The sequence below is a fragment of the Parashewanella spongiae genome, assembly GCF_004358345.1.
In the GTDB taxonomy this organism is placed as follows: Bacteria; Pseudomonadota; Gammaproteobacteria; order Enterobacterales; family Shewanellaceae; genus Parashewanella; species Parashewanella spongiae.
This window is the reverse complement of record NZ_CP037952.1, coordinates 5,346,028-5,369,888: the sequence shown is the minus strand read 5'-3', so window position 1 is coordinate 5,369,888 and position 23,861 is coordinate 5,346,028. Positions and strand designations below refer to the sequence as shown.

The 23,861-nt window shown below is 38.4% G+C and carries 24 protein-coding genes, 1 pseudogene and 1 riboswitch; of the genes and pseudogenes, 12 read left to right on the top strand and 13 right to left on the bottom strand.

All coding sequences use genetic code 11. The features are described from left to right. Positions 1–57 precede the first annotated feature (57 nt). Entirely contained in the window at positions 58–1,911 is a 1,854-nt protein-coding gene (locus E2I05_RS21380; protein ID WP_121855144.1) for an N-acetylmuramic acid 6-phosphate etherase, read from the top strand. 259 nt (positions 1,912–2,170) lie between these two features. Next, a complete protein-coding gene (locus tag E2I05_RS21375; protein WP_121855145.1) occupies positions 2,171–2,776 on the top strand; it encodes a hypothetical protein in 606 nt (201 codons plus the stop codon). A gap of 104 nt (positions 2,777–2,880) precedes the next feature. Here E2I05_RS21375 and E2I05_RS21370 read toward each other — a convergent pair whose 3' ends face one another. The 4 genes and pseudogenes from E2I05_RS21370 to E2I05_RS21350 form a co-directional block, all read right to left on the bottom strand. Next, on the bottom strand, positions 2,881–3,087 hold the full coding sequence (locus tag E2I05_RS21370) for a hypothetical protein (protein ID WP_121855146.1): 207 nt from the start codon (positions 3,085–3,087) through the stop codon (positions 2,881–2,883). 249 nt (positions 3,088–3,336) lie between these two features. Next, complete coding sequence (locus E2I05_RS21365; protein ID WP_121855147.1) at positions 3,337–3,840, bottom strand: ankyrin repeat domain-containing protein; 504 nt, start codon at positions 3,838–3,840, stop codon at positions 3,337–3,339. A 259-nt stretch (positions 3,841–4,099) separates the two neighbouring features. After that, positions 4,100–5,226, bottom strand: a pseudogene (locus E2I05_RS22725) (ISAzo13 family transposase). Positions 5,227–5,686: 460 nt separating this feature from the next. Beyond that, complete coding sequence (locus E2I05_RS21350) at positions 5,687–6,016, bottom strand: hypothetical protein (RefSeq protein WP_121855297.1); 330 nt, start codon at positions 6,014–6,016, stop codon at positions 5,687–5,689. Positions 6,017–6,417: 401 nt separating this feature from the next. Between E2I05_RS21350 and E2I05_RS21345 the strand changes: the two genes are divergently transcribed. Beyond that, positions 6,418–6,735 carry a hypothetical protein gene (locus E2I05_RS21345; protein WP_121855298.1) on the top strand — a complete coding sequence of 106 codons (318 nt, stop codon included), beginning with the start codon at positions 6,418–6,420 and terminating at the stop codon, positions 6,733–6,735. 328 nt (positions 6,736–7,063) lie between these two features. Here the strand turns inward: E2I05_RS21345 and E2I05_RS21340 are convergent, their stop codons facing one another. Both E2I05_RS21340 and E2I05_RS22720 read right to left on the bottom strand, forming a co-directional pair. Continuing rightward, positions 7,064–7,381 (bottom strand): transposase, encoded by a 318-nt coding sequence (locus tag E2I05_RS21340; RefSeq protein ID WP_133309864.1) that lies wholly within the window; start codon positions 7,379–7,381, stop codon positions 7,064–7,066. Further along, entirely contained in the window at positions 7,382–8,212 is an 831-nt protein-coding gene (locus tag E2I05_RS22720; RefSeq protein ID WP_133309840.1) for a transposase, read from the bottom strand. A 511-nt stretch (positions 8,213–8,723) separates the two neighbouring features. On the opposite strand from E2I05_RS22720, the gene E2I05_RS21330 reads away from it, so the two are divergent. Beyond that, positions 8,724–9,845, top strand: a complete 1,122-nt coding sequence (locus tag E2I05_RS21330) for a hypothetical protein (RefSeq protein ID WP_121855292.1) — start codon at positions 8,724–8,726, stop codon at positions 9,843–9,845. Between the two features lie 314 nt (positions 9,846–10,159). Next, on the top strand, positions 10,160–10,351 hold the full coding sequence (locus tag E2I05_RS21325; RefSeq protein WP_133309839.1) for a hypothetical protein: 192 nt from the start codon (positions 10,160–10,162) through the stop codon (positions 10,349–10,351). Here the strand turns inward: E2I05_RS21325 and E2I05_RS21320 are convergent. Then, entirely contained in the window at positions 10,319–11,599 is a 1,281-nt protein-coding gene (locus E2I05_RS21320) for a transposase (protein ID WP_121855312.1), read from the bottom strand. The two genes, E2I05_RS21325 and E2I05_RS21320, sit on opposite strands and share 33 nt — an antisense overlap. 117 nt (positions 11,600–11,716) lie before the next feature. On the opposite strand from E2I05_RS21320, the gene E2I05_RS21315 reads away from it, so the two are divergent. After that, a complete protein-coding gene (locus E2I05_RS21315; protein ID WP_133309838.1) occupies positions 11,717–12,613 on the top strand; it encodes a hypothetical protein in 897 nt (298 codons plus the stop codon). A gap of 32 nt (positions 12,614–12,645) precedes the next feature. Here the strand turns inward: E2I05_RS21315 and moeB are convergent, their stop codons facing one another. The 3 genes from moeB to moeA form a co-directional block, all read right to left on the bottom strand. Continuing rightward, positions 12,646–13,407, bottom strand: a complete 762-nt coding sequence (gene moeB / locus E2I05_RS21310; RefSeq protein ID WP_121854889.1) for a molybdopterin-synthase adenylyltransferase MoeB — start codon at positions 13,405–13,407, stop codon at positions 12,646–12,648. A 75-nt stretch (positions 13,408–13,482) separates the two neighbouring features. Continuing rightward, a complete protein-coding gene (locus tag E2I05_RS21305) occupies positions 13,483–14,970 on the bottom strand; it encodes a hypothetical protein (RefSeq protein WP_121854888.1) in 1,488 nt (495 codons plus the stop codon). Between the two features lie 91 nt (positions 14,971–15,061). After that, positions 15,062–16,315 carry a molybdopterin molybdotransferase MoeA gene (gene moeA, locus E2I05_RS21300; protein ID WP_121854887.1) on the bottom strand — a complete coding sequence of 418 codons (1,254 nt, stop codon included), beginning with the start codon at positions 16,313–16,315 and terminating at the stop codon, positions 15,062–15,064. A gap of 273 nt (positions 16,316–16,588) precedes the next feature. Here moeA and ftnA point away from each other — a divergent pair, with 273 nt between their 5' ends. After that, the gene (gene ftnA, locus E2I05_RS21295; RefSeq protein WP_121854886.1) at positions 16,589–17,122 is read left to right on the top strand and encodes a non-heme ferritin; all 534 of its coding nucleotides are present in this window, start codon (positions 16,589–16,591) and stop codon (positions 17,120–17,122) included. A 47-nt stretch (positions 17,123–17,169) separates the two neighbouring features. After that, positions 17,170–17,319 (top strand): hypothetical protein, encoded by a 150-nt coding sequence (locus tag E2I05_RS22195; RefSeq protein WP_165905559.1) that lies wholly within the window; start codon positions 17,170–17,172, stop codon positions 17,317–17,319. A gap of 69 nt (positions 17,320–17,388) precedes the next feature. Here the strand turns inward: E2I05_RS22195 and ribB are convergent, their stop codons facing one another. After that, positions 17,389–18,072, bottom strand: coding sequence for a 3,4-dihydroxy-2-butanone-4-phosphate synthase (ribB, locus tag E2I05_RS21290; RefSeq protein ID WP_121854885.1), 684 nt, complete (start codon positions 18,070–18,072; stop codon positions 17,389–17,391). Positions 18,073–18,258: 186 nt separating this feature from the next. Continuing rightward, a riboswitch (FMN riboswitch) is annotated at positions 18,259–18,471 on the bottom strand. Between the two features lie 70 nt (positions 18,472–18,541). On the opposite strand from ribB, the gene E2I05_RS21285 reads away from it, so the two are divergent. Continuing rightward, entirely contained in the window at positions 18,542–18,811 is a 270-nt protein-coding gene (locus E2I05_RS21285; protein WP_121854884.1) for a GIY-YIG nuclease family protein, read from the top strand. Positions 18,812–19,024: 213 nt separating this feature from the next. Here E2I05_RS21285 and E2I05_RS21280 read toward each other — a convergent pair whose 3' ends face one another. Next, entirely contained in the window at positions 19,025–19,885 is an 861-nt protein-coding gene (locus tag E2I05_RS21280) for a DUF4097 family beta strand repeat-containing protein (RefSeq protein ID WP_121854883.1), read from the bottom strand. A gap of 201 nt (positions 19,886–20,086) precedes the next feature. Beyond that, positions 20,087–21,001 carry a death domain-containing protein gene (locus E2I05_RS21275; protein ID WP_121854882.1) on the bottom strand — a complete coding sequence of 305 codons (915 nt, stop codon included), beginning with the start codon at positions 20,999–21,001 and terminating at the stop codon, positions 20,087–20,089. 1,265 nt (positions 21,002–22,266) lie between these two features. On the opposite strand from E2I05_RS21275, the gene E2I05_RS22190 reads away from it, so the two are divergent. From E2I05_RS22190 to E2I05_RS23100, 3 genes are all read left to right on the top strand, one after another. Further along, positions 22,267–22,794: a reverse transcriptase family protein gene (locus E2I05_RS22190; protein WP_170179651.1), complete on the top strand. Its 528-nt coding sequence runs from the start codon at positions 22,267–22,269 to the stop codon at positions 22,792–22,794. Next, positions 22,676–23,371 (top strand): reverse transcriptase domain-containing protein, encoded by a 696-nt coding sequence (locus E2I05_RS21270; protein WP_170179650.1) that lies wholly within the window; start codon positions 22,676–22,678, stop codon positions 23,369–23,371. Before E2I05_RS22190 ends, E2I05_RS21270 begins: the two co-directional genes overlap by 119 nt. A gap of 128 nt (positions 23,372–23,499) precedes the next feature. Next, positions 23,500–23,691 carry a group II intron maturase-specific domain-containing protein gene (locus E2I05_RS23100; RefSeq protein WP_121854962.1) on the top strand — a complete coding sequence of 64 codons (192 nt, stop codon included), beginning with the start codon at positions 23,500–23,502 and terminating at the stop codon, positions 23,689–23,691. Positions 23,692–23,861 lie beyond the last annotated feature (170 nt).

Sequence of the window (23,861 nt, the reverse complement as noted above, 5' to 3'; positions counted from 1 at the left end):
TTTACTAACATTTGATAATGTAACCCTTTGTTTTATTTAAGTAGGTCACTTATAAGTATGGCAGCCATTTCTGCTCATCTGCTACACGAAACGATTTCACCTTTGGTAAATGATGATTTAAGCAAGACATTATTTTCTAGTTTTAGTGGCTATGAATTTAAGGTTAATCATCATTATTCTGGTAAATATCATGCTCAACAAGCAGCATTTCATAATCTACCAGCTTCACTTTGTTTAAAGACAAGTATTCATCCATCGAATGTTTTGAAACATATCCCAGTAGCCCTGCAATCACTCATTACCGAGCTTAAGATATCACCAGGTGTTATTTTGGGGGAATTAAAATCTGATACTAGGTTCGTAACTTCAACTGTTGATGATTTAAATGGTTTGCCGAAGAAGGTTAATCACAAAAGTAAATTAGAATTCAAAAGAGCAACGAGTATGTCTAACATTGTGGGCATGGAAGCGGTGATACCTGAAGCCTATTTAACTTCTCCTAAATCTCGTTGTGAGGTACTAGAAACAGAAAAAGAGCTAAATGGTAAGGCGTTAGACACAATGGAGGTGAAAGAGTTACTTGATGGAATGATTGAAACTTATCATACATTGGCTTCAATCCTATTACCGCATCTTGACTCCATATTGAAATTAATAACGGTTACAAAGCAGGTTATTCAAAATGGAGGACGCATTTTTATTTTAGGAGCAGGTACAAGTGGTCGATTAGCCGCTGAATGTTCAAGCTATAAGCCGAGCAGTATTATAGCAATACCTGCTGGTGGGAAAGATGCCATTTTTAAATGTCAAAAGGGTGCAGAAGATCAATATACTGCAGCATGGCTCGCATTAGAAGAATATCAACCGAATAATAAAGACATAATTGTTGGGTTGTCTGCTTCGGGAAGTTCTCCATTCGTGCTTGGAGGCCTATGTATTTCACAAAGCTTGGGTTTCAAAACGGCATCAATTTCCTGTAACAAAGATTCAAAAATTATGAAGTTTGCTGACCTGTCTGTTGAAGTTCCTGTGGGGGCTGAGTTTATTACTGGTAGCACGCGAATGAAGTCTGGGAGTGCTCAACTTTTCATTTTAAGTTTAATTGCGCTTAATATTGATAATGAAGAATTTAATGATCTTAATTCATTGCAATGTTTGCTGACCTTGCTTGAACAACAAACTCTTAGGTCTAAGCTATTTAACACTGAAATGGAAAAACTCATCCTTTTTGGTGCTAATGCACTGAAAAATAATGGTAAAATAGTTTATATAGGTAATGATGCTTGTGGTCGATTAGGAATTATTGATGCTTCTGAATGTCCTCCCACTTTTGGTGTTGAAGAACTGACAGTAACTGGACTTATTCCTGATGGTGATATGACATTTAAATCTGCATTTAATACCACTGAAAATGTTGGGTTAACGGAACAGCTTCAAAAAATGAAACTTAATTCTACTGATTTGGTTGTTATTATTTCTTCTTCGTTTCACGCACAACTTAAATATGATGAAATTTCAACATGTTGCGACAATTCTGGGGCGACACTTTCAATGATAAGGGTTGTAGAAAAACAAGATGATTTGGCGTCCAGTACAACCAATTCAGTTACTTTGACATTGCAAATAAGTAGTCGAGCTGATCGAGAAATTATTACTAAGATGGTAATAAAACAAACTTTGAATATGTTCACTACTGCGGCGATGATCCGTGACGGTAGAGTTAGAGGGAATAGAATGGCATATATGCAAAGGAGCAATCTTAAACTTCAAAAACGTGAAGTTCAAAATTTGAAAAGTTTATCAGGACTCACCTCTCATCAATGTGGGCTTTTATTGTCTTTATTCTCTAATACAGCGGAGGCTGAAGAGAGGTATCTTGACGCAGTTAAACAACACCGGCAAAGTTTATGATAATTGATTCTGTTGTAATTTATTAACTTCAGGTAACTCATCGATAGTTTCTAGAAATTTAAGAATAAAATAATTTCAATAGTATGCTGTATGTAAGCTGAACACAAACACAAACACAATAAAGTTGATTTGAATAAAAAAATAATGGAAATTTAAATTAAATCAATTTCATCTCATTTTTTATACGGTGATGAAGCAATACAATATTAATGGCTTACATCCTCATTGATGAGTTTTAGAGTACAAAAGTAGGAAAAGCATGGCTTGCTCTTTGTTATGTAACTTCAAAAATAGCACTGTAGATTCTAGTTTAAGATCAGGCACTTCCTGTTATATACAACCAGCTGATGTCTCTAGAGAAAAAGTAACTATTAGATCAAAGTGCTTCACTTACCATTTTCCTCTTTCAACTAGTATATTACACGGACTCACATTTTCTGAATCAGAATACCAAAGCCTTACTGGAGTTCCTTTTGAAAGAAAGTTAGTAACATCAGCTTTTGTTACAGCTTACATTTATGATCCTTATTGTATTAATAAGGATAATATAGGCAGTATTCCAATAGCAGGAAACAAAATTTTTAATGGCTGTGATAGTAGACATAAACCAACTATGCACAAGTTCATACCTGATGGGAATAGTTTGGAAGCTCACTGGCATTTTGAAGTTGATGAGCATACTCAATGGGGATTAATTGAAGTTCTCCTTAAATTTTTTAGTGGGCAGAAAACAGAGACTAATAAAGTTATTTTGGAGCGAATAAAACAATGTCCAGTGACATTAAAAGAGTTTGACTATCCTGTTATCGCCACGTATTCAGATAAATCTAAAGTTGAAAACTTTGTTGCTAAAAAATTACAGTAAGATACTAAAGATATTATAACTCAAGTTTCGGAGTTCATTTTTAGCTAAAATCATGGGTACTTTCCAGTAGAAATAGCCTCTTGGCGTAATGTAAAAGTATCCATTTACATAACTTGATTAAAAAACGAGGTCACTTCTTCGTTGATTTTATTCAGTATGATTTCGCTTTCTGTTGTTGGTAACGAAGAAATACTAGAAACTGCATCGCTGATCAAAGCCTTAAATAAGCCCCATAATTTACAAGCAAAATCTAAATTTTGTAGACTGTCGCAAAGTAGGTTCCTTGATGTAGTCGGGCAATAAAGATTCATCCTCGATTACTCTGTAGAGCTGATTAATACGTTGAAACTTGAGCTATCAAAAGCTTAAGTTTCATACTGATTTGCTCTTAAAGGCATTTTGACTAGAAAAATGAAGTAATAAAGAATCATACCGAACGAAACACGTTATTGGACAAAAATGTGTTTGGCTTCGATTCCACATCAATTAGTTTTATTAGAAAATTTAATAATTGATTTTGAGCTTTAAATAGGTGATGTATAATACTTCAATCAACTAAACTAGGATTGAATAGCCTCTTTCAGAAACTTTACAATTTGATTATTCCCTCCTTTTTCAGCTGCTGTTAGTATATTTATGCCTTGAGAACTATCATCCAATTCTCTCTCCTGTCTAGGATTTGCCCCTTTTTCTAATAAGAAAATTACAATTTTTAGCGATTTACCAGATCTGCAAGCACCATATAAAGGAGAAACATTTTCTGAAGAAAGAAAATTTACATCTGCATTTTGATCTACAACTAAATATTTGACAACGTGCGCATGACCTTTAATTGCCGCCAAACATAATGGAGAAATTTGATTAGGGGTAAGAAAAAAACAGCTAGGTACATGCTTATTTTGATACAAATAATTGACTTTTTGTCCATGTGCTAAATGCCATTTAACAGATTGTAAATTACCTTCTCGGCAGGCAGCAATTAAACTTTCTTCTCCGTATTTATTGTTGAGATTATCAAAGCTCAAACCAACTTGCTGATAAGTATTTAACTTTGCCTCAAACATACAAACTCCAAACGTCTGACTTGAAACTATTTACAGTTTCAGATGAAAAATCGTTCAAACTTTAACTCAGTTAAACACTAAACTTCTTAATACAAACTGAACAGTTAATATATAAAATTTAATCATTTTGAAATCAAGATTAGTTTGAATTAAAATTATCTATTTGTGTAAAGATCAAATTCTAATTTTGATTGCTACTAAAATATTCATTATTTAAAGAAATGTCTTTGTGTCGCTTTTTGACTTAGGGATCTAGCATTTAAAAATCTACCGCAATTGGAGTGATTGTAAGATCCCACTTTGGTAATTCACTATTTCTGACTATTTTACTTTCCAGCTCTTCTTTTTCTTTGTTATTGAGCTTGACTCCTTTTGAGTAAATTTTATCAATTAAATTGACTACTGGGCTCATCGCTTTCCATGTCATTGTTTTTGTCCATTCTATTACCGTTTTGGCTGTACTCAGTAATGTGCCATTCCAATGCCTCTCTAACGATGACCAGACTCGTTCTATCGGGTTGTACTTACTGTGGTATGGCGGGTAGTAGACGTTTCGAATCTTGAGTTTCGATTGTTCACTAAACGCTACTAATCTAAACAGGTATTGAGTACGACAGCCACTATTTTCAGGACCATTATCTGAAAAAATAATGAGTTCTTCCACTTCTAGATTTTCACTTTTAACTGAATCCCACCACCATTCAAGTGCGTCACAAATGAAGTCACTTGTTTTATTTGAGTTGCCATAAAAAACATGAAGTTGATCATTGTCGAGGTTAAGAATTCCGAACGGGATCATTTTCTTTTTTATTTCCATATCATGATCCAACGCTTGAACAGCATCAGCACTACGAGATTTACCGTAACGGGAATACTCACCAACATTAACTGTCGCTTTACAGTCGATACTAATACGGATGACTTTTTTATTACCGGTTGTTTCTTTATTGATTTTGTTTACGTTTTCAAAGATAGCGTCTGTTTGAGGAATTTTTTTTGGGGTTTAGTTTTTTGGACTCGTCGAAGTCTGTATCCCAGTCGATTTAATATGTCGTTAATGGTTCTTTCTTTAGGTAATTCTTCAGGTAGCCAGCCTTTTTCTTCAATTAACTTTTTTCTGACGCCTTTCGCTGTAATTCGGGTATACACAAACGTATTTTTAAACTTCGGGTCGGCTTGCGATTCAGGATCTACTAACGCTCTAATATCTATTTCTAATTGAGGCTGACTCACTTCACTTCGAGGTTTTCCGTCATAGTTTCCGAAACACTCGAAGCCCGTTTCTTGTTCATGAAGCCCAAGCGCAACAGCCTTTCGACACCAGCCAAATTCTGTTTCAGTTAAGCGTGGACTCCCACAGCAGAAGGTTTTGGATACTTCGGCCATAAAAACTCTTTTCTCCATCCCATGAAGTTTACTGGATGCAAGTTTAATTATCCTTTTGGACTCACTAGAAAGGTAAATTGAAGTAGACATTTGGCTGCAACCGTAAATTACTCTGTTTGGATTATACGTCGGTATAACCTAAGTCGCAGCATCCCTTAAGGAAGATAATCGATTGAAGATTATTACATCAGATATTTAGTATAAAAAGTATTGCAATTAATTACCTTGTGAAACAAGGAATGGGGCAAAAGCTGGATAGAAAAAAGGAGATTACCAGCTTAAACAGCCAAAAAGTTTCAAACTTTATTGTGTTAGTTTCAATCATTAATGTTGGTTTTTACACTTTATTGTCCACCGACAATAGGTATATACTTATTACCTCACTACAGTACTACAGGGTTTCTGTTCCCTGTGGATGATCTTTACTCAGGAAGCATCAATCAGTAAAATTTTTAATCTGCTAGCAAGTGGCCTCATCATCTTCATACTGTTCTTCTAATTCAGCTTTAATGTAAGCTGAGTTTTTTTCAACAACATATCCCATACGTTCTACTTCTCGAATGAATGAGTCTGGCAATGTGAATATCGGCTCACCTTTTCTGTGGTGGTGCATATAGTGGTGGTTTAAAGCTTGACCATCTAATGCTTGAGACATTTCATCTCCCAATACGGCATCACTGAAAACCGCTTCGCAATAACAATCTAACGGAGTATCAGGCTCATCCTCACCAATCTTAAAATGAACGGTAGTCCCGAAATGCTGAGGTGTTTTAAACGTTATCCCTATCATTTATATTCCTTTTTAGAGGTTTAATGTAGTCTGGTAATATTTTCATACTAATTCGCTGTTAAAGGCATTTCTACAAGAAAAATGAAGTAATAAAGAATCATACCGAACGAAGCACACTTTTGGACATTTACGAGACAGAGTTGTCTACAAATCGAGTTTTTAGACGTTAGATCTACCTCTTAATATACGTTTTCATACCACTGGATTTGAATCCCAGAAAGATAAATGCAATAAGAGTGTCAAAGATATGTGCGAATCTTGTTGCTTTAGGTCAAACGCCCTCTTTTAACTGAACTATCTACATCACGGAACAATTTTATTTTGGTTAAATAAAATTCATAAAATCAATTGGTCGAGGGGGTTACAATTGATTTCTTACACTCTATATTTCGGAAATATTTATGGCAGCTCTACCTAGTAATCCAACCATTACAACAACTCAAAATAACTACTCATTCTTTTCGTTGGAAAATGCAAAGAAAACAGCACCAGCTGCTCTCTTGGGGTTCGCTGTTACTGGGGGAAGTCCTTTGGGTGTAGTAGTTGGAGCGGGAGTTTTCAACTTAATGTCGAGTTGTTTTGGTTCAAACCCAAAAATGACTTCTGCATACGAATTAGGGAAGTATGCAGTATCTGTAGGTGTAGCAGGTCAAATTTATTTGACTAAAATCATGATTGATATGTTAACTGATGGCCCAGTGGCGTATAGAGTTAAATAAAACCTCTTTAATAAATACTTAGTGGTTTTCAGAGCTAAGATCTTAAAACCACTTCAAACCAAACGACCAGCATGGAGTATTCTCATATTTTAGCTAAAAATGACTATTTTTCAGAAGTTAATAATTAGTAATTTTGACTAAAACTCTTTTCGAGATAATTCATCAACTATCGTTATAGTCGATAAAATCAGCAATCTACACTTGGTAACTAACAGCCATTTAAACACGGTTTGGGGCAAAAATGAGCTAGGAAACATCATATTACAGCTTATACAGTATGATACTTTATTACTTGGTATGATACTTTATTGCCCAGTATGAATCTTTATTACTTCACTACACTTGAGTCACAAACTTTGCTGTTTTCATCATTTTGCTTCGCATGCAGAAGCAAGCAAAACCTCAACCCTGTTAGATGAATTGAAGCAATATAAGCACTGTAATGACGACTTTGCTCACTCAAAAAGCCAAGATGTTGTTTGGCTTCCTTGAAGTACACTTCAATTCCCCAACGCAAAGCGTAAATCTCAAGAATTTTTTCATCGCTTAGCGAAGCGTCCGTACTTAAAAATAATGCCCAATCGTGTTTACCTGCTTTTTTCTTATCAGGATTAACACCTCGACAAAAGACGAGTTTAACCTTAATTCAATTCGGCTCAAGCTTTGCCGTTTCTGCTAGATTCAACTCAACGACAATGGACTTTGTTTGATAAGGCAACCCTGCTAGTTTTTGCCATCGGCCTTTTACTTGGGTTTTGAATAGTTCGGCGGCACTGCACTCTGATTTATCCGCTAAGCGGTACTTCATTTTGTTTTTTTTTTTCATTCGGAGAATAGCCGTCAAATCATGCTCAAGCGTCATGCTGATAATAGGCTTGGTGGCAAACCAAGAGTCTGCAAGAAAATAATCAGCTTCAATACCTACTCCCAGCGCACGTTTAACCATACCTGCAACTATAGCAGGCTTAGTTTGAGCCACAGATTGCTTGTAACGTTTAGCGACTATTGAGCGCTCATCTTTAAATTTACGGGTTAGAGATTGTGCTTTGGTTTGACTGATGAAGAGTTCATTATCCAGTGGGACAAATTGACTATCAGAAGCGTAGCCAAAACTCAGTACTTGCTGTCCCATAACATAACGCCCTGTCAAATGGTCGAAGTGACTGGATACACCGGGCATTTTCTTACCACGACGTTGCTTTACTGAATCATCGACAACAAAAGCTCTGACTTTACTCTTGCCTTCCTGTTTTATGAGTTTTTTAGCGGTGTAAAGTTGCAGTTTTCTCCAATTCAAGTCTTCTCGGCTGAGTAAATCATAAAGCACATCTTTCTTAGCAGAAGAAAAGCTGAGTAGTGACTCTTTAGCAAACATAGATATGGTATCAACCTTCAACCAAACCCAAAGCATTAGTAAGTAAACGACTTCGGTTGCTTCAATACCCGAACGTTTGCTGAAGCCACAAGATGTCAACATTGAAACAAAACCAAGCTGTTTCCATGATGTGCTGAACGTGAATGCCTGAACGCTGTAAAAAATTAGAAGTAAGTGATGGTAGAGAAAGTGATTTCATGTCAATATTTGTCTGAGAGTTGGTGTGTTTTAGTTTTTGTCTAAGCAACAAGATTATAACACATTAACTTTCACCTTTTCTTTATATATCAGTAAGATACGCTCGCTTCGTTATTGAATTTGAACTCCGAAACTTGAGTTATAATTAAACATAAGGCTTCAGAAAACTGCTGCTGGCAAGCTTGTGTCCAAACCCTTGCAGCTTGGTCGGCTGGGGCATTTTTGCCCCGCCCCGTTCCTTGTCAGAAGCACTCACCCATGGCACTAAGTGAATTTTTAGAGTGAGAAAATTGTAAGATAATTTATAGTCAAGAAATTATATCAACCTTACCTATTAACATTAATTAATTTGAACCAATCCTTACTTTCATATTGAATACTCAAACAATTTAATCTGTTAAGTCTCTCATTCAAGATGTCAGTTTTAAAAGGCGCTCAGTATTCGGGTATCAGCGCTAACCCATATTCCAGTAATGGAATTTCAACAGGAAGAAAAACTACTTCAAATTTAGAATATGAGCAAGACTATAAGATAAACGAAAGCGAAACAAATCAAAGTTTGTCTTATTGGTTGAAACAAAGAGCTCATTCCTATTGCCAAGGTTCGATTGAAAATGGAGAGTTGACACCCTCCCCAAAAAGGCGATGCGATTGGGATGTTAGCTGTGATAGTTCAACATCAACAGAGGCTCAATATTATTCTAATCCTTATGAAAATGCCTTAGATAGAGGCGGTTTTATCGATCTTAGGGAAAAACTTCACGCTAAAAGAAGAGCCCAGAATTTAAGTGAAAAGCCCTCCTCTAGACCATTTACTTTTATTTCTAAAACATTGAGGCAAGAACTGAAACAAATCAGTCAGACGCTCAGCAAAACAAAAACAAACACTGCGTTAGATAGCCGAACCAAAAGGGAATTAAATATTAGAGTTGAAGAGGGTGCTAAAAGAATAAAACCAATGATGTTCGAGACTATAGAATTAATGGCTCAAAATTCTGATCAAGTAACTGAAAACGAAATAAAAGTGCTGGAACAATATGCTTTTCTCATATATTCTCAGCACGATCAGGCGTCACTTTTAGACTTTCTGCATGAGATCATAAGACAGCTTTTTTCTGTAAAATTCAACGAAATGATAACAGATGTTTTCATATCTAGGTTATGCAAAATTCTTAGCTTTTCCATAACCTTGACAAGCAGATTGGCTGATGCAAATGTAAGCTTTGTATCAAAAGAAGCCAGAACAATATTTGTAAAAATAAGTGCTGCCCTAGTCGAAACGCCCAAAATATCTCAACATTTAAATACAGAACAAAAATGCCGTCTCATTATAATTTTTGATTCATTAAGTTCACTACAACTCAAATTTAACTTAAATTTATTAATTATAAATTTCTCGACATTTGAAGAATTACACCCAAAAGATACAGACGTTGAAACTGCTTTCAGGCACGTTAACCTAAAAGAAATTTCTGAAAGAGCTAAAAGTATTTGGTTAGCGAATCATAATGCATATTCAACTAGGTCAAGTAGGTGAACATTTTTTATTTATGTGATCAGAACATTGATCTTCAGACTGAATATGAAACAAAAAGAGAATTGGAAAGGAAAATAAGGCAATTTTAAATGATTTTTGAACACACAGCTTATGGCTATAGAGTCTTTAGGCAACCTCATTTATGTCCAAAAGTTAGTTTCAATCTTTATTGCTCTCCGACATCAACCCTCCTCACTTTCATAAATGGAAAAATTATTTTACGTTCCAGTTCCAATAGATAAATAATATTTAATCATAATTTATTGATTGTTAGTTAAAATTCAATCAGGCGCACAATAATTTTAAAGTTGTTTATGTCTCTAAAATTACCAGCAATATCACCGGGAAGGATGATCACATTATGTTCAAATGTTCAAGAAGGCCTTAAACCGGGGAATGGTGATTGGAAGCATGATTCTGGCTATCAAATTAAAAAGCAACACATGCTTCGTGCAGTGGAAGAGCATTCGTATCTACACAGGCTGACCAAAAAACGAACTGGCTAATTCTCTGTACATTTCAATTTCTTCTGTTGAATAATTATTGAGCATTTCCATGAGCTGTAAAAATACCCACAAGCCTGCTAATAATGCTGGATGGGTAACGGGCTTACTTCGTTTCGTCAGTCGACCACTGAGCTTTATCATAAACGTTTTTAGTTCTTTAGCACCAGACGACTCATCGTTGTAAAGTTTCCAAACTAAAACGCAAGCCATTGAACTGACTATTAATCTTCTAAAAATTCTGTCTGCTGTTTCTTGTTGCCAGTGTTCAAGTTGAAATCCATGACCTTTCAGTACCTTGAACCAAGACTCAATTGACCAACGCCAGTAATACCAATTTCCTAATGTAAGCGCGCTGACTTCTTTTACATTCGAGAGTAATAGCCATTGAGCGAGTTGTTCGCCTTTATCGTTACATAAGGTACTAACTACAAATCGAACGGTAGGTGCATTTTTAACTTCTCCCTCTGATTTTCTCTGTAAAATAACTTCTGCTTCACCGACAAATAAATAGGCATCTTTGCCTTTGAAATCGACAATACCATGTACATCGCTATCGATTCTGTTGGCTAGTTTTTCTAGTGAAATGAATTCTTCACCGTATTTAACAGTCGAATTTTTCTTCCCTCTCGTTAACCACTGAGTGCCCATTAGCTGTCGTAGGTGTTGCGCTGAATCAGCTTCTCTATCAACAATATGAACAAGTGTTTTATCTAATGGTAAATTATCTTGCCATTCAATACGTTCTACAAGTTGCTCAAGGTGGGGTTGAGTTTTTTGATATTCAAAATCTCGGCAGCGGTAAGTGCCTTTTTCGGTTTTTAAATCTAAACCCAGTGGTGCAATCGGTTGGCCAGTATCTGAGTCTAGCAATAGTGAGGCAAATAATTCATATCCTACATCTTTTTCGTGAGACATCTGGGTTTTATCTAATTTGCTGTCGTGCTTTAGATAATTGTTCCTGCACCAATCATGAGCGACTAATCCATACGATGAATGACTTGATGCTAATTCTTGTCTTGCTGATTGAAGCAAAGGCAAACTAAGTGCTGGAAAAGTGACATTATCATTTGAGAAAAATCGCCAAGCGCCTTGAGTGTTAGACCATGCACTTTCATGATGAGACAATGCTTTTACGCCTTGAGCAAGTTTAGGCGCGACATTAAGATGCTCTTTAATCAAAATTTGGTATCTTTCTTTAAGGCGAGATTCTAGTAGGCAAGATAAATTATTTTCAGCGAACAAGTCCATAGAATTTGTTTTTATTGGCAAAATTTGATTCTGTGATCACAGATCATTAGATCAGTTCCTTAAAAATAATGATCATTGCTCAAGTGGTTAAATATTGACCGTGCTGTGTAGATACTAATGGTGGAAGAGGCATTAATGGGTTGCCATGGTGAGCCCGAATTTCATTCAGATGTCATTAAAAGATTTCACTTAATCAAGAGTGTTGAAAATTCCCGATATACAGGTAAGTTTAGTGAGACTTTTACGCATTATGAAGACATGCATTATTATCGTTGGGTACTGAATCATAAGGATAAAAGTTTACCTATATGGGATGCTACCGTGGATGAAAGTGATCCTGAATTGGCCAGAATAAAGGCTGTGAACTTGGTTGATGAAGTGAGGCAGGCAACACGAAAAAGTCGGACAAGTACAATGTCTACCGAATCGTACAATTCTTTTTGTGAAAAAGAGTTAAGTAAAATAGCCATGCAATCTGGGTTGACTCGACAGGCTTTGGTCGAAGAGTACCGCACCGGTAATTACGGTTATCAAGGTATCATAGGCTATCAACTTCATGAAGGGAAATTTCGTGTCATTTACGAAGGAATTCCAGCCTTAGTTTTCCCAGATAAGAATTACTTTTTGAAAATGGACAGTGAATACAGCGCTAATGGTTATTCGGTGACTCGGATCAGGAGTGAAAGTAATGATGTTGATGAGCGGCTAATAGAAGATTCTGTCGTTAGATTGGGAGAAAACGATCTGCAAAAATATCCTTGTAGTTCGTTAGCAGAGTATATTTCTCGACGGTACTTTTATCAGCATGCAGACTCGGTCGCTGAGAAAGAAGCTGGTATTGTGACAAATCTTTTACTTTCAGTAAATAAGCTTACAAAGCAAGAGCTCAATGACCCTTATATTCGAGACTTACTTAAAAATACTCGAGTGGGTGAAACAAATATATTGGAGTTGATTGTTCGAAAAGAAAGTACCAGTAATAAATTTCAAAACATGGGTAGTTCGTATTATTAATTAATCAGCGCACTGGATTAGCAACACATTGATTAGCCATGCTCGATAGCGCACATGTTATGAGGCTTTAATTTCATTTCACGCATTTCCATCGACATTGCATCGAACATGAGCACTCTACCAATTAACGGTGTTCCAATGCCACAGATCATTTTGATGGCTTCTACGGCTTGCAAACTGCCAATCACGCCAATAACTGGAGCAAGAATACCTGATTCAACACAGCTTAGTTGCTGCTCACCAAACAGCAGGCTGAAACATTGATAGCATGGTGAGCCACTTCTATAACCAAATACCGTGACTAAGCCCTCCATTCGAATTGCGGCTGCAGAAACCAAAGGCACTTTATGTTGGTAACAACTTAAGTTTAACTGTTGTCTTACTGCAATATTATCGCTGCAATCGATCACAAGCTGGTGGTCTGATACCAACTCAGATAGCTGTTCATTGCTTAATTTTTGATTAATAGACTTAATACTAATGTTTGGGTTTAACTGTTTAAGAGCTTCAAAGGCTGATTCGACTTTTGCTTTACCAATATCTTTATCATGATGCAGAACTTGGCGCTGCAAATTGGATAATTCAACCGTGTCAAAATCTACGATAGTGATGTGACCCACACCTGCAACGGCGAGATATTGACTGGCGCTACAACCTAAGCCACCTACACCAAGGATAAGCACACGCGCCTGTTTGATTTTTTCTTGGCCTTCGATATCAATGGCTTTGATAGATATTTGGCGGCTATAGCGAGTTAATTCAATATCAGTCAATATATCAAGTGGTGCATTCATAAAAAGTAAGGATCAAGGCAGCGTAACAAAGTGAATGGATATTAACATTTATTAAGTTTACATCCCTAATAATGTTTACTTTGTTGAGGCGGCATTCCAATTAATAATTTGTTTCACCGACTCATCTAAAGGATGCTCGCTTGGGTTTACCAAAAACTGAATAACTTGAGTTTGATACTGTGGAAGAACAAATTGTTTAGCCCAAGCCACAAAAGGTGTTGGATCTTGAGCACTCAGTATGCCGGCTCGTGGCACCATTTCTTGCCTATATCGTTTTACTCTTTGAGTATGTTGTTTTTTAAATAAATTGATGCCCCTAGCGGCTTCTGCTGACGTTGATTCCATTAGTGAAATTAACAGTGCATAATTATCGGCAGATTGCCATGCCTCAAGATCCCCTGATTTCTTCTTATCTAATAATGAGGATGTAATATAGAATGGAGAACCACTGGCTTTGGCAGGTAAATCCATTTTTGATGTGGTGTACTCATCTAAATCAATCAGTTTTACTTGTGGCATGTCGAGTTTAATATCACTATGAAGCCCTTTCAAATGGCTACGGTGCACCATATTGGCTGATTTAATATCGTTAAAATATTCTTGATGAGAATGAGCCTGCTCAACGGTTTCGCAAATGCCCCAAAAAGAGACAATAGGTAAAATTTGCGGTTGCGAGTGCAGATCGCGGCCGCCATAAACGCCAATTGTACTGTGTTCATCAATTGGCATAGCTTTACAAATAATGGGGTTTTCAGCATGTGACCGATACACATTTATTAATTCAGTTTGGTGCTTAAGTTTATTTCGAAAATAACTAAGGTCGGTCAATTGTATGTATTCACTGTCCATTCCATCCACTCGTTTGGAGCCACCTGAAGGCCGCGACTCAGGTACGCTACTAATGGTTCTTACTGGAGGAAGTTTTTCTTCTATGTCAAAAGTATATGTCGCTTTCACTGAGGGATTTTTTTTGGACTGATAGTACATTTGCACAGTTCCAAGCTTTTTATGCAAATTAGTACGCTGCTCTTTTATTTTTTGGAGACGTCTATGGGCAAAATTGCGGTGGAAAACTTGAATTTTGTAGGCGCTTTCATCCAGATGAATATAATCATCGGCTTGCTCTTGGGTTATGACACCGCGATCGACAAGTTGTTTCGCTGCGCGTTCTGTTAATGTTGCTGTGGGTTTTGTGGGACGTTCCTTAAGTCCTATTTTTGCTAATATTTCGAACCCTTTTTCTTTGAAGCTTGGTTTGGTGTGTTGAAGAATCTTTTCCTCTTCAGAAAATAACTTTTTGATGGCTAATGCTGTATTGTAGTGTTGCTCTACTCTTGCTTGTTCTTTAGCTTTGGGGGCAAGCGTTGGATCAACGGCCGCCGTTGAATGTGGAGCAGGGCGATCAGGTAATAATTTGCCCACCCATTGCTTTGAATCAAACTGATTAACAAAGACAAACTCATCAGTTACGCTATCTTCAGGAGCATCAACACAAGTAAAGTCTTCATAGCTTGGACTTTGCTGAGTTTGTTGTAATGAACTTGAGCGAGAAGAGCCATCCATATTTACTACACCATCAGTAAGTTACATAAGCAATAAAATGCGATGAATAAACATAAGTGTAGTAAATGGTTGGTGTGTTCGGGGATGACGGTTACGATAATACGAAATTAAACGGCTCTACGATTACCGTTTCCCCTGACAATAGTTGGCCTTGTTCCCGAGGAATATGAATAAAACAGTTTGCTGTACTCATTGAGGTTAACATTCCTGAACCTTGCGCACCGGTCGTTGCTACACTGAGTTGGCCTTGGTTATCATAAGTTAATACCCCTCGCTGATATTCAACGCGGCCGGGTTTTCGGCGAATGTCATTGGTTAATATAGCTTGTACTTTTAAGCGCGGGTTTTGCCCTTGTCCTTGCATTTTCTCAATCAATGGCATCACCAATTGATAAAACGTCACCATTGAAGCAACAGGATTACCGGGTAATCCACAGAAAATGGCATTATTAAGCTTGCCCATGGCAAAGGGTTTACCGGGTTTCATGGCTAAGCGCCAAAAAGTGATTTCGCCAACTTTATCTAAGACTTGTTTGACATGATCGGCATCACCGACTGATACGCCACCAGATGTGAGCACGAGATCGGCTTGCTGAGCAGCCTGATTAAATGCTTGTTCAATGGCTTGTGGACAATCTTCAATGATCCCAAGATCTAACCATTCAACTTGCGCTTTACTGAGTAACCCCTTGATTGAATAACGATTAGAGTCGTAGATTTGACCTTTTTTAAGTTCAGTGCCGACAGGCTTGAGCTCGTCACCGGTAGAGAAAAAAGCTACTTTGAGTTTGCGAATGACGCTGACTTTATCCATGCCTAAGGTGGCTAATACACCAAGTTCAGCAGCGCGGATCCTCGTGCCTTTGCTCAGTACGGTTTGCCCGACATTAACTTCTTCACCTAATGTGCGTATATTCGCACCTTGTTTTTTTGGGTGGGTGATAGAAATACGATTATCTTTAGCTTGCGTGAGTTCCTGCATTTGAACGGTATCCAAGCCATTAGGAACAGGCGCGCCAGTCATGATGCGAATGCAGCAACCATCATGCAATTCACCTGAAAATGGATGGCCTGCTAACGCGGTGCCTACTAATGTCAGCGAGGTAATCGATAGGCTATGATCTAAGTCGCTAAAGCGAAACGCATAACCATCCATTGCAGAGTTATCAAAAGGCGGTAAATTAATTGAAGACTGGATGTCGCCTGCCAACACAAAATCGAGCGCATCGGCTAAATCTAGTGTTGTCGTTTCTGAAATGGTATTGACCTGCTTGAGCAGCATGGGAAGTGCATCATCAGGGTGAATTAATTCAGGTAATGCGCAAGGATCAATAACAGAAGGCATAGAACAACTCTTTAACGTGTCAGCGGTATAATTGTAAGCATTATGCCACGGCTTTATTGGCTGTTGAAAATGAAAGTCGATGTAACTTTGATCTAAAACCAAATCATCATAGAAAACAAGATGAACTTCTAAATAAAAATTATTCCTATTTAACAAAGGCTTAGTTGTGCGGTTATGTTGCTTTTATCAAAAAGGTGGCGCAAAATACCGTGCAGTGAATCGAAGTATCGCTAAAGTTAGATACTGATAGACAAAAAGAATTGAGGTAAGGCTATGTTATCTAAAGCAATGATTGGCAAGTTGAACGAACAGATTAATTTGGAGTTCTTCTCTTCAAATTTGTATTTGCAGATGAGTGCATGGTGTGAAGACCAAGGCTTTGATGGTGGCGCTAAATTTATGCGTGATCATGCGGCTGAAGAAATGGGTCACATGCGTCGATTATTCACTTACGTGAGTGAAACGGGTGGCGTGCCGCTGATTGGTGCAATTGACGCCCCGCCGTCTGAATTTAAGTCTCTGTTATCATTATTCGAATACACCTATGAACACGAACAGATGATCACAAATAAGATCAATGAATTGGCGCATGCGGCGTTTACTAATCATGATTATTCGACGTTTAATTTTTTGCAATGGTACGTGGCCGAGCAGCATGAAGAAGAGAAACTCTTTAAATCTATCGTAGATAAAATTCGCCTCGTCGGTGAAGATGGCAAGGCATTGTTTTTCATTGATAAAGATTTAGAAGCGATGGTTGGCCAAGGTCATGACAGTGTCATGAATGGTCAAACCTCAGTTGAATAAGATACGCTAGAGCAAGATAACGAGAGTAAGGAAATTGGAGCATTAACATGGACAGTTTTGCGATAATAGGATTTACCTTTGGTTTAGTGGGGTTTTTGTTTGGGATGATGGCATTGGTTCGACTTACAAGACTCGAAAATCATCTTAAAGATAAAGACATAATCGATGTCGATTATGATACACAAAAGCCAAATTAGCGCTCTCTAACAGTTTTAATATAAAAGCAGCCTCGGCTGCTTTTATATTATCGAACAGCTTTTAAAGGATTAATTACTGTAATTGATATAACTTGCTTTTCCAACGAGTGCTTTCCGATATTGACGAATATCTTCGATACTGAGCAGCGGCATTTGTTGTTGCTCGCTGTAGGCCAAAACTTGTTTGCCTTTCGCCATGGAGCCATCGGGGTTCATTAATTCACACAACACACCCGCAGGGTTTAATTCGGCAAGTTGCATTAAATCAACGGTGCCTTCGGTGTGGCCTGTGCGCCCAAATACTCCATTTTTATGTGCTTTTAGTGGGTACACGTGTCCGGGTCTCGCTAAATCTTGAGGTTTAGCATGCTGTGCCACTGCCGCTTTGATCGTTGTTACTCGATCTGCGGCAGATACCCCAGTAGTGACTCCTTTAGTGGCTTCAATGCTGACGGTAAATGCGGTGCCATATTGACTGTTGTTGCGTTCTACCATGGGAGGTAAGGCTAATTGATCAACTTGAGCTGCGGTTAAACATAAGCACACAATGCCACTACAGTCACGAATGAGCAATGCCATTTGCGCCACCGTGAGGGTTTCGGCGGCAAAAATCACATCCGCTTCGTTTTCACGGTTTTCGTCGTCCATGAGCAGAACGCCTCGGCCTTGTGATAGCGCCGATATGGCCTCATGAACACGAGATACTGCTTTTGTATTATCTGAACGATGTTTAAAAATAATAGACTGATCCATAATCATTTCCTGTAAGTCCTATCTTGCTTTAAGGATGGTTTGGATCAGGGCATGCGGAGATACACCGAGATCACCAGCAAAATACAGTATAGCTGATGAAAAAAGTGCAGCTGTATGAGGGGCGCCTAGATAAAAGCGTCCCTAAAACAGCAAAATAGCGAAGCCGAGCACAGGCTGTCATCGGTTTCATATTCTCTTCCATCCGGACTTAGGATGACGATGAAACGTGTCATAACATTACCATCGGCTTTGGAATGTTTTATCAAGGGGATAAAAGTCACCAAATCTGCTGACCCTAACATCAAGGAAGTTGATATCAGGCGCTCGCGGGCTTTTGTGTTGAATCAAGTCAACACAATTACCGCCGGTGGGGAATTGCACCCCGCCCTGAGAATGTGCATTTTTACTATGCGAGGTATAGTATGCGGATTAATCATCAGCTTGAAAAGATAAAATTTAATCAAACAATATGACAGACAAACAACCAAAATGCTGGTGGGTATATATGATTGAGTGCGCCAATGGGCATTTATACACGGGTTGCACCAATGATGTTGAACGGCGGTTTAATGAGCATCAAGCCAATGGCGCTAAAACGGCTAAATTTTTAAGAGGAAAAGGGCCGCTGAAGTTAGTTTATCGTGAATATGTAGGTTCACAAGGCGACGCCTTAAGACGAGAAGTCGTCATTAAAAAAATGAAAAGAAAAAACAAGCTGATCTTGTGTACATTGGGCTGATGTTTTTGGGGGCAGGGCTGGAGCCGATTTTGGTTGGTAAAATCAGCATCCCTCCCTGCGTCGGGAAGTAGGTTATAGAAGGTTATACCAATTACAGTAATTTTCTGCTGCGTTATCGTTTTCTTATTTGGAATAACCAAACCTCACAAACTCTGCCTTGCATAAAATAAACAATTTATCGCTGCAAAAATAATCAAGAAAGTTCAACAGACCCTAGTCATCGACAGACACTGGGCCATCAATGTGCTTGAAATGTAAGCTGCCAGAGCCTGCATCAATAATCTTAAGCCCTTTGGTGTATTCAACATTAATGCCGCCTGAGCCATCATCGATAACCACCTCTCCATCAACGTGGCGGATATAAATGGAACCAGACCCATCATTAATGGTGGAATTTCCCTTAATATTTTCAAGGTTAATGCTGCCCGAGCCGTCGTTAATGTCGACGCGGCCATTGGCATTAGTGACATCAATTGAGCCTGAACCATCATCAATATCAATCATTTTTCCGCCATTGATGTCAATACTGCCAGAGCCATCGGCAATTTTGATATTTTGCATCACGTTGTCGATGGAAATAGAGCCTGAACCATCCTTAATATCCAATTTTTCACCACCATCAATATTGATACTGCCAGAGCCGTCGGTTATTGCGATGTCAGCTTGAACGCCGTTTATGATTATAGAGCCAGAGCCATCGTGAATGTCCATGGCCATTGCTGCTGGCACAGTCACCACTATATCAATATATGGGGAACGATTAAAATTTATGCTTGAGTCAAACTCAGCGACTAACTTGGCATGATGGCCATCTTTTTCGAGGGTTAACGTTGGCTCGATATCACGGTAAGTATTAATGTCCGCTTCGACACGTACATTAGTTTGTCCGCGGACACCTTTAATGGTTAATGCGCCAGCCCCAACTTCAGCATTTAATATTGAAAGATCCGCTGCATTGAGTTGAAGTGTTTCATGGCTGGTATGGGTTGGCGGTGTCGCGCCATTAACGTTGATTATGCATCCTGATAAACCAACAGTGGCGATGACGATAGCGGCAATTGAACTGAGTTTCATGTTGATGTCCCTATTAAATGTTATGTCCGGTAACTTCGTATTATCTTATTGTTACGAGTATTTGCAGATCTTATGCCAACTGTTAACATGCTGATTTAAAAAGGGTAACGTATATTCAATTGGCAAGTTGTTAAATTTGACCTCACTTTAGAATGATTTTGACGACAATTTGGTGAAATTGGTTACTCTATTTAGGATGCTCTAAGTAGATGATAATGATATTTTATTCTCTATAACGTACATTTTAATTTTTTCAAATTGGCTGTAATCCATTGGTTTTATTGCTTCTGCTAAGTCTTTTATTGTTGCATTTTTGGGGGCTTTATTTGATAACGTGTTGGGCTCGCCTTTTAACCATATTTTTATTAGTTGTGCTTGAGCACCACTGCAGTCACCTCGATAATTTTTACGTAAGATAGATGTTGTTTCAAAGGTAACTCTTAATTTTCCCGCTAGACGTTCCCAGTTTCCACCTTGGCAACCTACATGAGATAGTAATTCAGATATTTGCTCGTAATCTTTAATTGATATTGCTTGTGTGTAAATGTCCGGCATTACTTCATCAGCCTCTAAAACTGGCTCTTTCACTGGAGTCATAGTAGGCCGACACTGCAGTAATAGTTGACGAGCGGCTTGAGCCTCTTCGTGGGCACGAGCTTGATTTATAAGTTCACGTCGAATTTGTGTGATTGCTTGCGAATAAAGTTGTTTGAAAACCGCTGGTTCACTATAGGTGAACGCCTTTAATGCAGATAAATAGCTGATAGGCCTTCCATTAAAGTTTTTCTTTAAAGCTTCACTAAATAATTCATGTGTTATTTGGCGATAATTATGGTGATTATCCATCTGAGCTACTTTAATATTATTAGCAGTTGCACCAAGATTACCGAAGAATGTTCCATAAGATTCTGATAATTTATCATCAAATAATTCAGTCAGTTCCATCAAGTTGTCGTCTGTTAGTGACTTTGCTAGATAATTTTGTTCTGCGATTGAAAGTGCACTACGATTTGTTTCAATGTGCAGTGTATTTTGCTGTGTATTTTGGGAGGAGTTTGCGTATTGAGCTGAGCCACTGGTATGAATGTGGTAGTGGTAATGATTATTAACCGCCATATAATTGATAACCTGAAAGAGTGATAATCACAGTTTAAGTTATACTTTATTAGCAATTAAGTTAATCTTTGTTAATTTAATGGCTTAAGTGGTATTTTTAACTGTTTTTTGATGATTGCTTGAAGCTGGTTGCAATTAAATTCTAATAATCTAACGAGCGAATAAAGCAATATAAGTAGCAAAATATTTTGTCTGCTTTAACCTAAACGTTCATGATAGGCATAGATGTCATGAGCGTTTACTTTAATCTCAGCAGGGTAAATTCCTCGCCGCTTGCGGCGGACTAACGACTTTATCTAACTAATTGATACCTCGCCCCTTGGGGCGGGGTGATTCATTAACTATTTGCTGCAAGCTACGCCTTACTATCAGCCACTTTTTCTACGCTTGAGAACGCAGTCAACTGATGTTTCTAGGGAGCGCCACGAAGCGCTTTATTCTGTTGCGGGATTTGTCTCAACGTATACGCAGCCAAGCGATTACATGGCCATAAACCAGAGACAGCAACGTTATTATTTATAATAAGTCCATCAGGTTGAAACGTACCTGACGGGATAATTACCAGTTCATCCCGAAATCTGACGGGCATGCATAATGGGTAACCGCTATGACATGAAGCCCTGTGACAAAGGCCTTGAATAAAGGTTGAGATGCAATGTAGGCCGCAGCATCAAGCGAATTCAGTTAAGCGTCGTAAATCAAAAAATGAAGATGGGGAGTCTTTCCTAGTTGACGAACCCTGACACAAACAGAGAAGCAACTGGTAAATGCATCTGTTTGATCTTCCGGCGTAATATGAAGTGGCATGTATTGAAGGAAATAAAGTGAACGTGGGAGAGCCTGAGTGTTGGAAGGTAGTGACTTCCACTATCCGAATATAAGGTAAACCGAAATTTCAGATAGGGCGCTCAGGCAGTCGGATGAGCCCATAGTACCGTTAACCTAGAAACATCAGTTGACTGCGTTCTCAAGCGTAGAGAAAATGGTTGATAGTAAGACGTAGCTTGCAGCAAGTAGTTATTCTACTTGCAAAAGTTACAACGCAGATAGCAGTCATTTTAGCAAGCTTGTGAGCGTAGAGCTCTTCACTCACTGGGTGAAAAACATGGTAATAAAATCATCGTATTGCTCAAATAGTTACTCGTATACTCAGCGTTCAATTGATGTTTTTAGGGTTAACCGTGAAGACAACATAACTTTACATCAGGGAAGGGGCTCAGTGTTACACCCGTTTTTTAACGTAACTTTTGAGGTGAAATTGCCATATGGCTAACACTCCAGTAAATATCAGAATATTACAGCGAAAACTTTACTTACGCTCAAAGCTTAACTCGGAGCTACGATTTTACAGCTTGTACGATAAACTCAGTCGCCTAGATATACTCGAAGAAGCCTATCGACGATGCAAAGCCAATAAAGGCGGAGCAGGAATTGATGGCATCACATTCAGTTATCTAGAGCAGCAAAAGAAAGTCGTTGCGCTGTTAAAAGAAATTCAAACTCAATTACAACAGAAAAACTATCGACCTAGCCCAGTCAAACGAGTAGAAATACTCAAAGACAACGGCAAAACGCGGAAACTTGGGATCCCGATAATCAGTGACAGAATTGTGCAAATGGCGATGACAATAGTGATGCAACCCGTCTACGAACCTCATTTACATGAACACAGTTATGGCTACCGACCATGTCGAAGCGCCCATCAGCGTAGAGACGGTCAACAGAAAATGGCGAATAGAAGCAAGCCGATGTGGCACTCCGCAAGGCGGAGTTATCTCTCCACTACTGGCTAACATCTATCTCAACGATTTCTGTTTGAAAATACACGAAAAAACACCGTGTAAAATCGTTACCTATGCAGATGATTTTGTTGTACTTCATAAGCAAACCTACACACAAGAGCAACTGGACTGGATAACACAGCAATTAAGTGATGAAGGTCTGAAGCTAAATCAAAGTAAAACCCACTGTGTGGATATGGGAAAGCTGATGAATGAGTTTGATTTCCTCGGTTTTAATTTTCAACGGATCACAGGCCTCATCAAAGGCACCAGTTACATTAAGATACAGGCGTCTAAGAAGAGCCAAACAAAGCTGAAAAATAAAATCAGAGACATAGTGAAGCATCGAACCTCAAATACACTTGGCGTACTGATAAATAAGGTTAATCAAGTTCTGAGGGGATGGAAACACTATTTTGGTGGGATAGGTTATCCCAGAGGTGTATTTTTCAGAATAAATGGATTTGTAGTAAACCGGTTCTATCGCTGGCATCGTCGCTTAAGTCAACGTCGAAGCAAGTATCTATCACGAGGTGCTTACGAAAAATTACGCCAAGCTGGTCTTGAGTATTTACCCACGACAAGATGATAAGCAAAGTGAAGGGGCTGAGAGAAGTGTAACAACAGAGCCGTGTGAGGGAAAACCTCATGCACGGAATCGAAGAGGGGCTGCTGGATAAGCGATAGCGAAGCCAGTAGCCTACTCTACTTCAACGGATCACAGGCCTCATCAAAGGCATCAGTTACATTAAGATACAAGCGTCTAAGAAGAGCCAAACAAAGCTGAAAAATAAACTCAGAGCCATAGTGAAACACCGAACCTCAAATACGCTTAGTGTTCTGATAAGTAAAGTAAATCAAGTTCTGAGAGGGTGGAAACACTATTTGGGTGGGATAGGTTATCCCTGAGCGATATTTTTAAGAATAAATGGATTTGTAGTAAACCGATTCTATCGATGGCATCGCCGCTTAAGTCAACGTCGGAGCAAGTATCTATCACGAGGTGCTTACGAAAAATTACGCCAAGCAGGTCTTGAATATTTACCCACGACAAGATGATAAGCAAAGTGAAGGAGCTG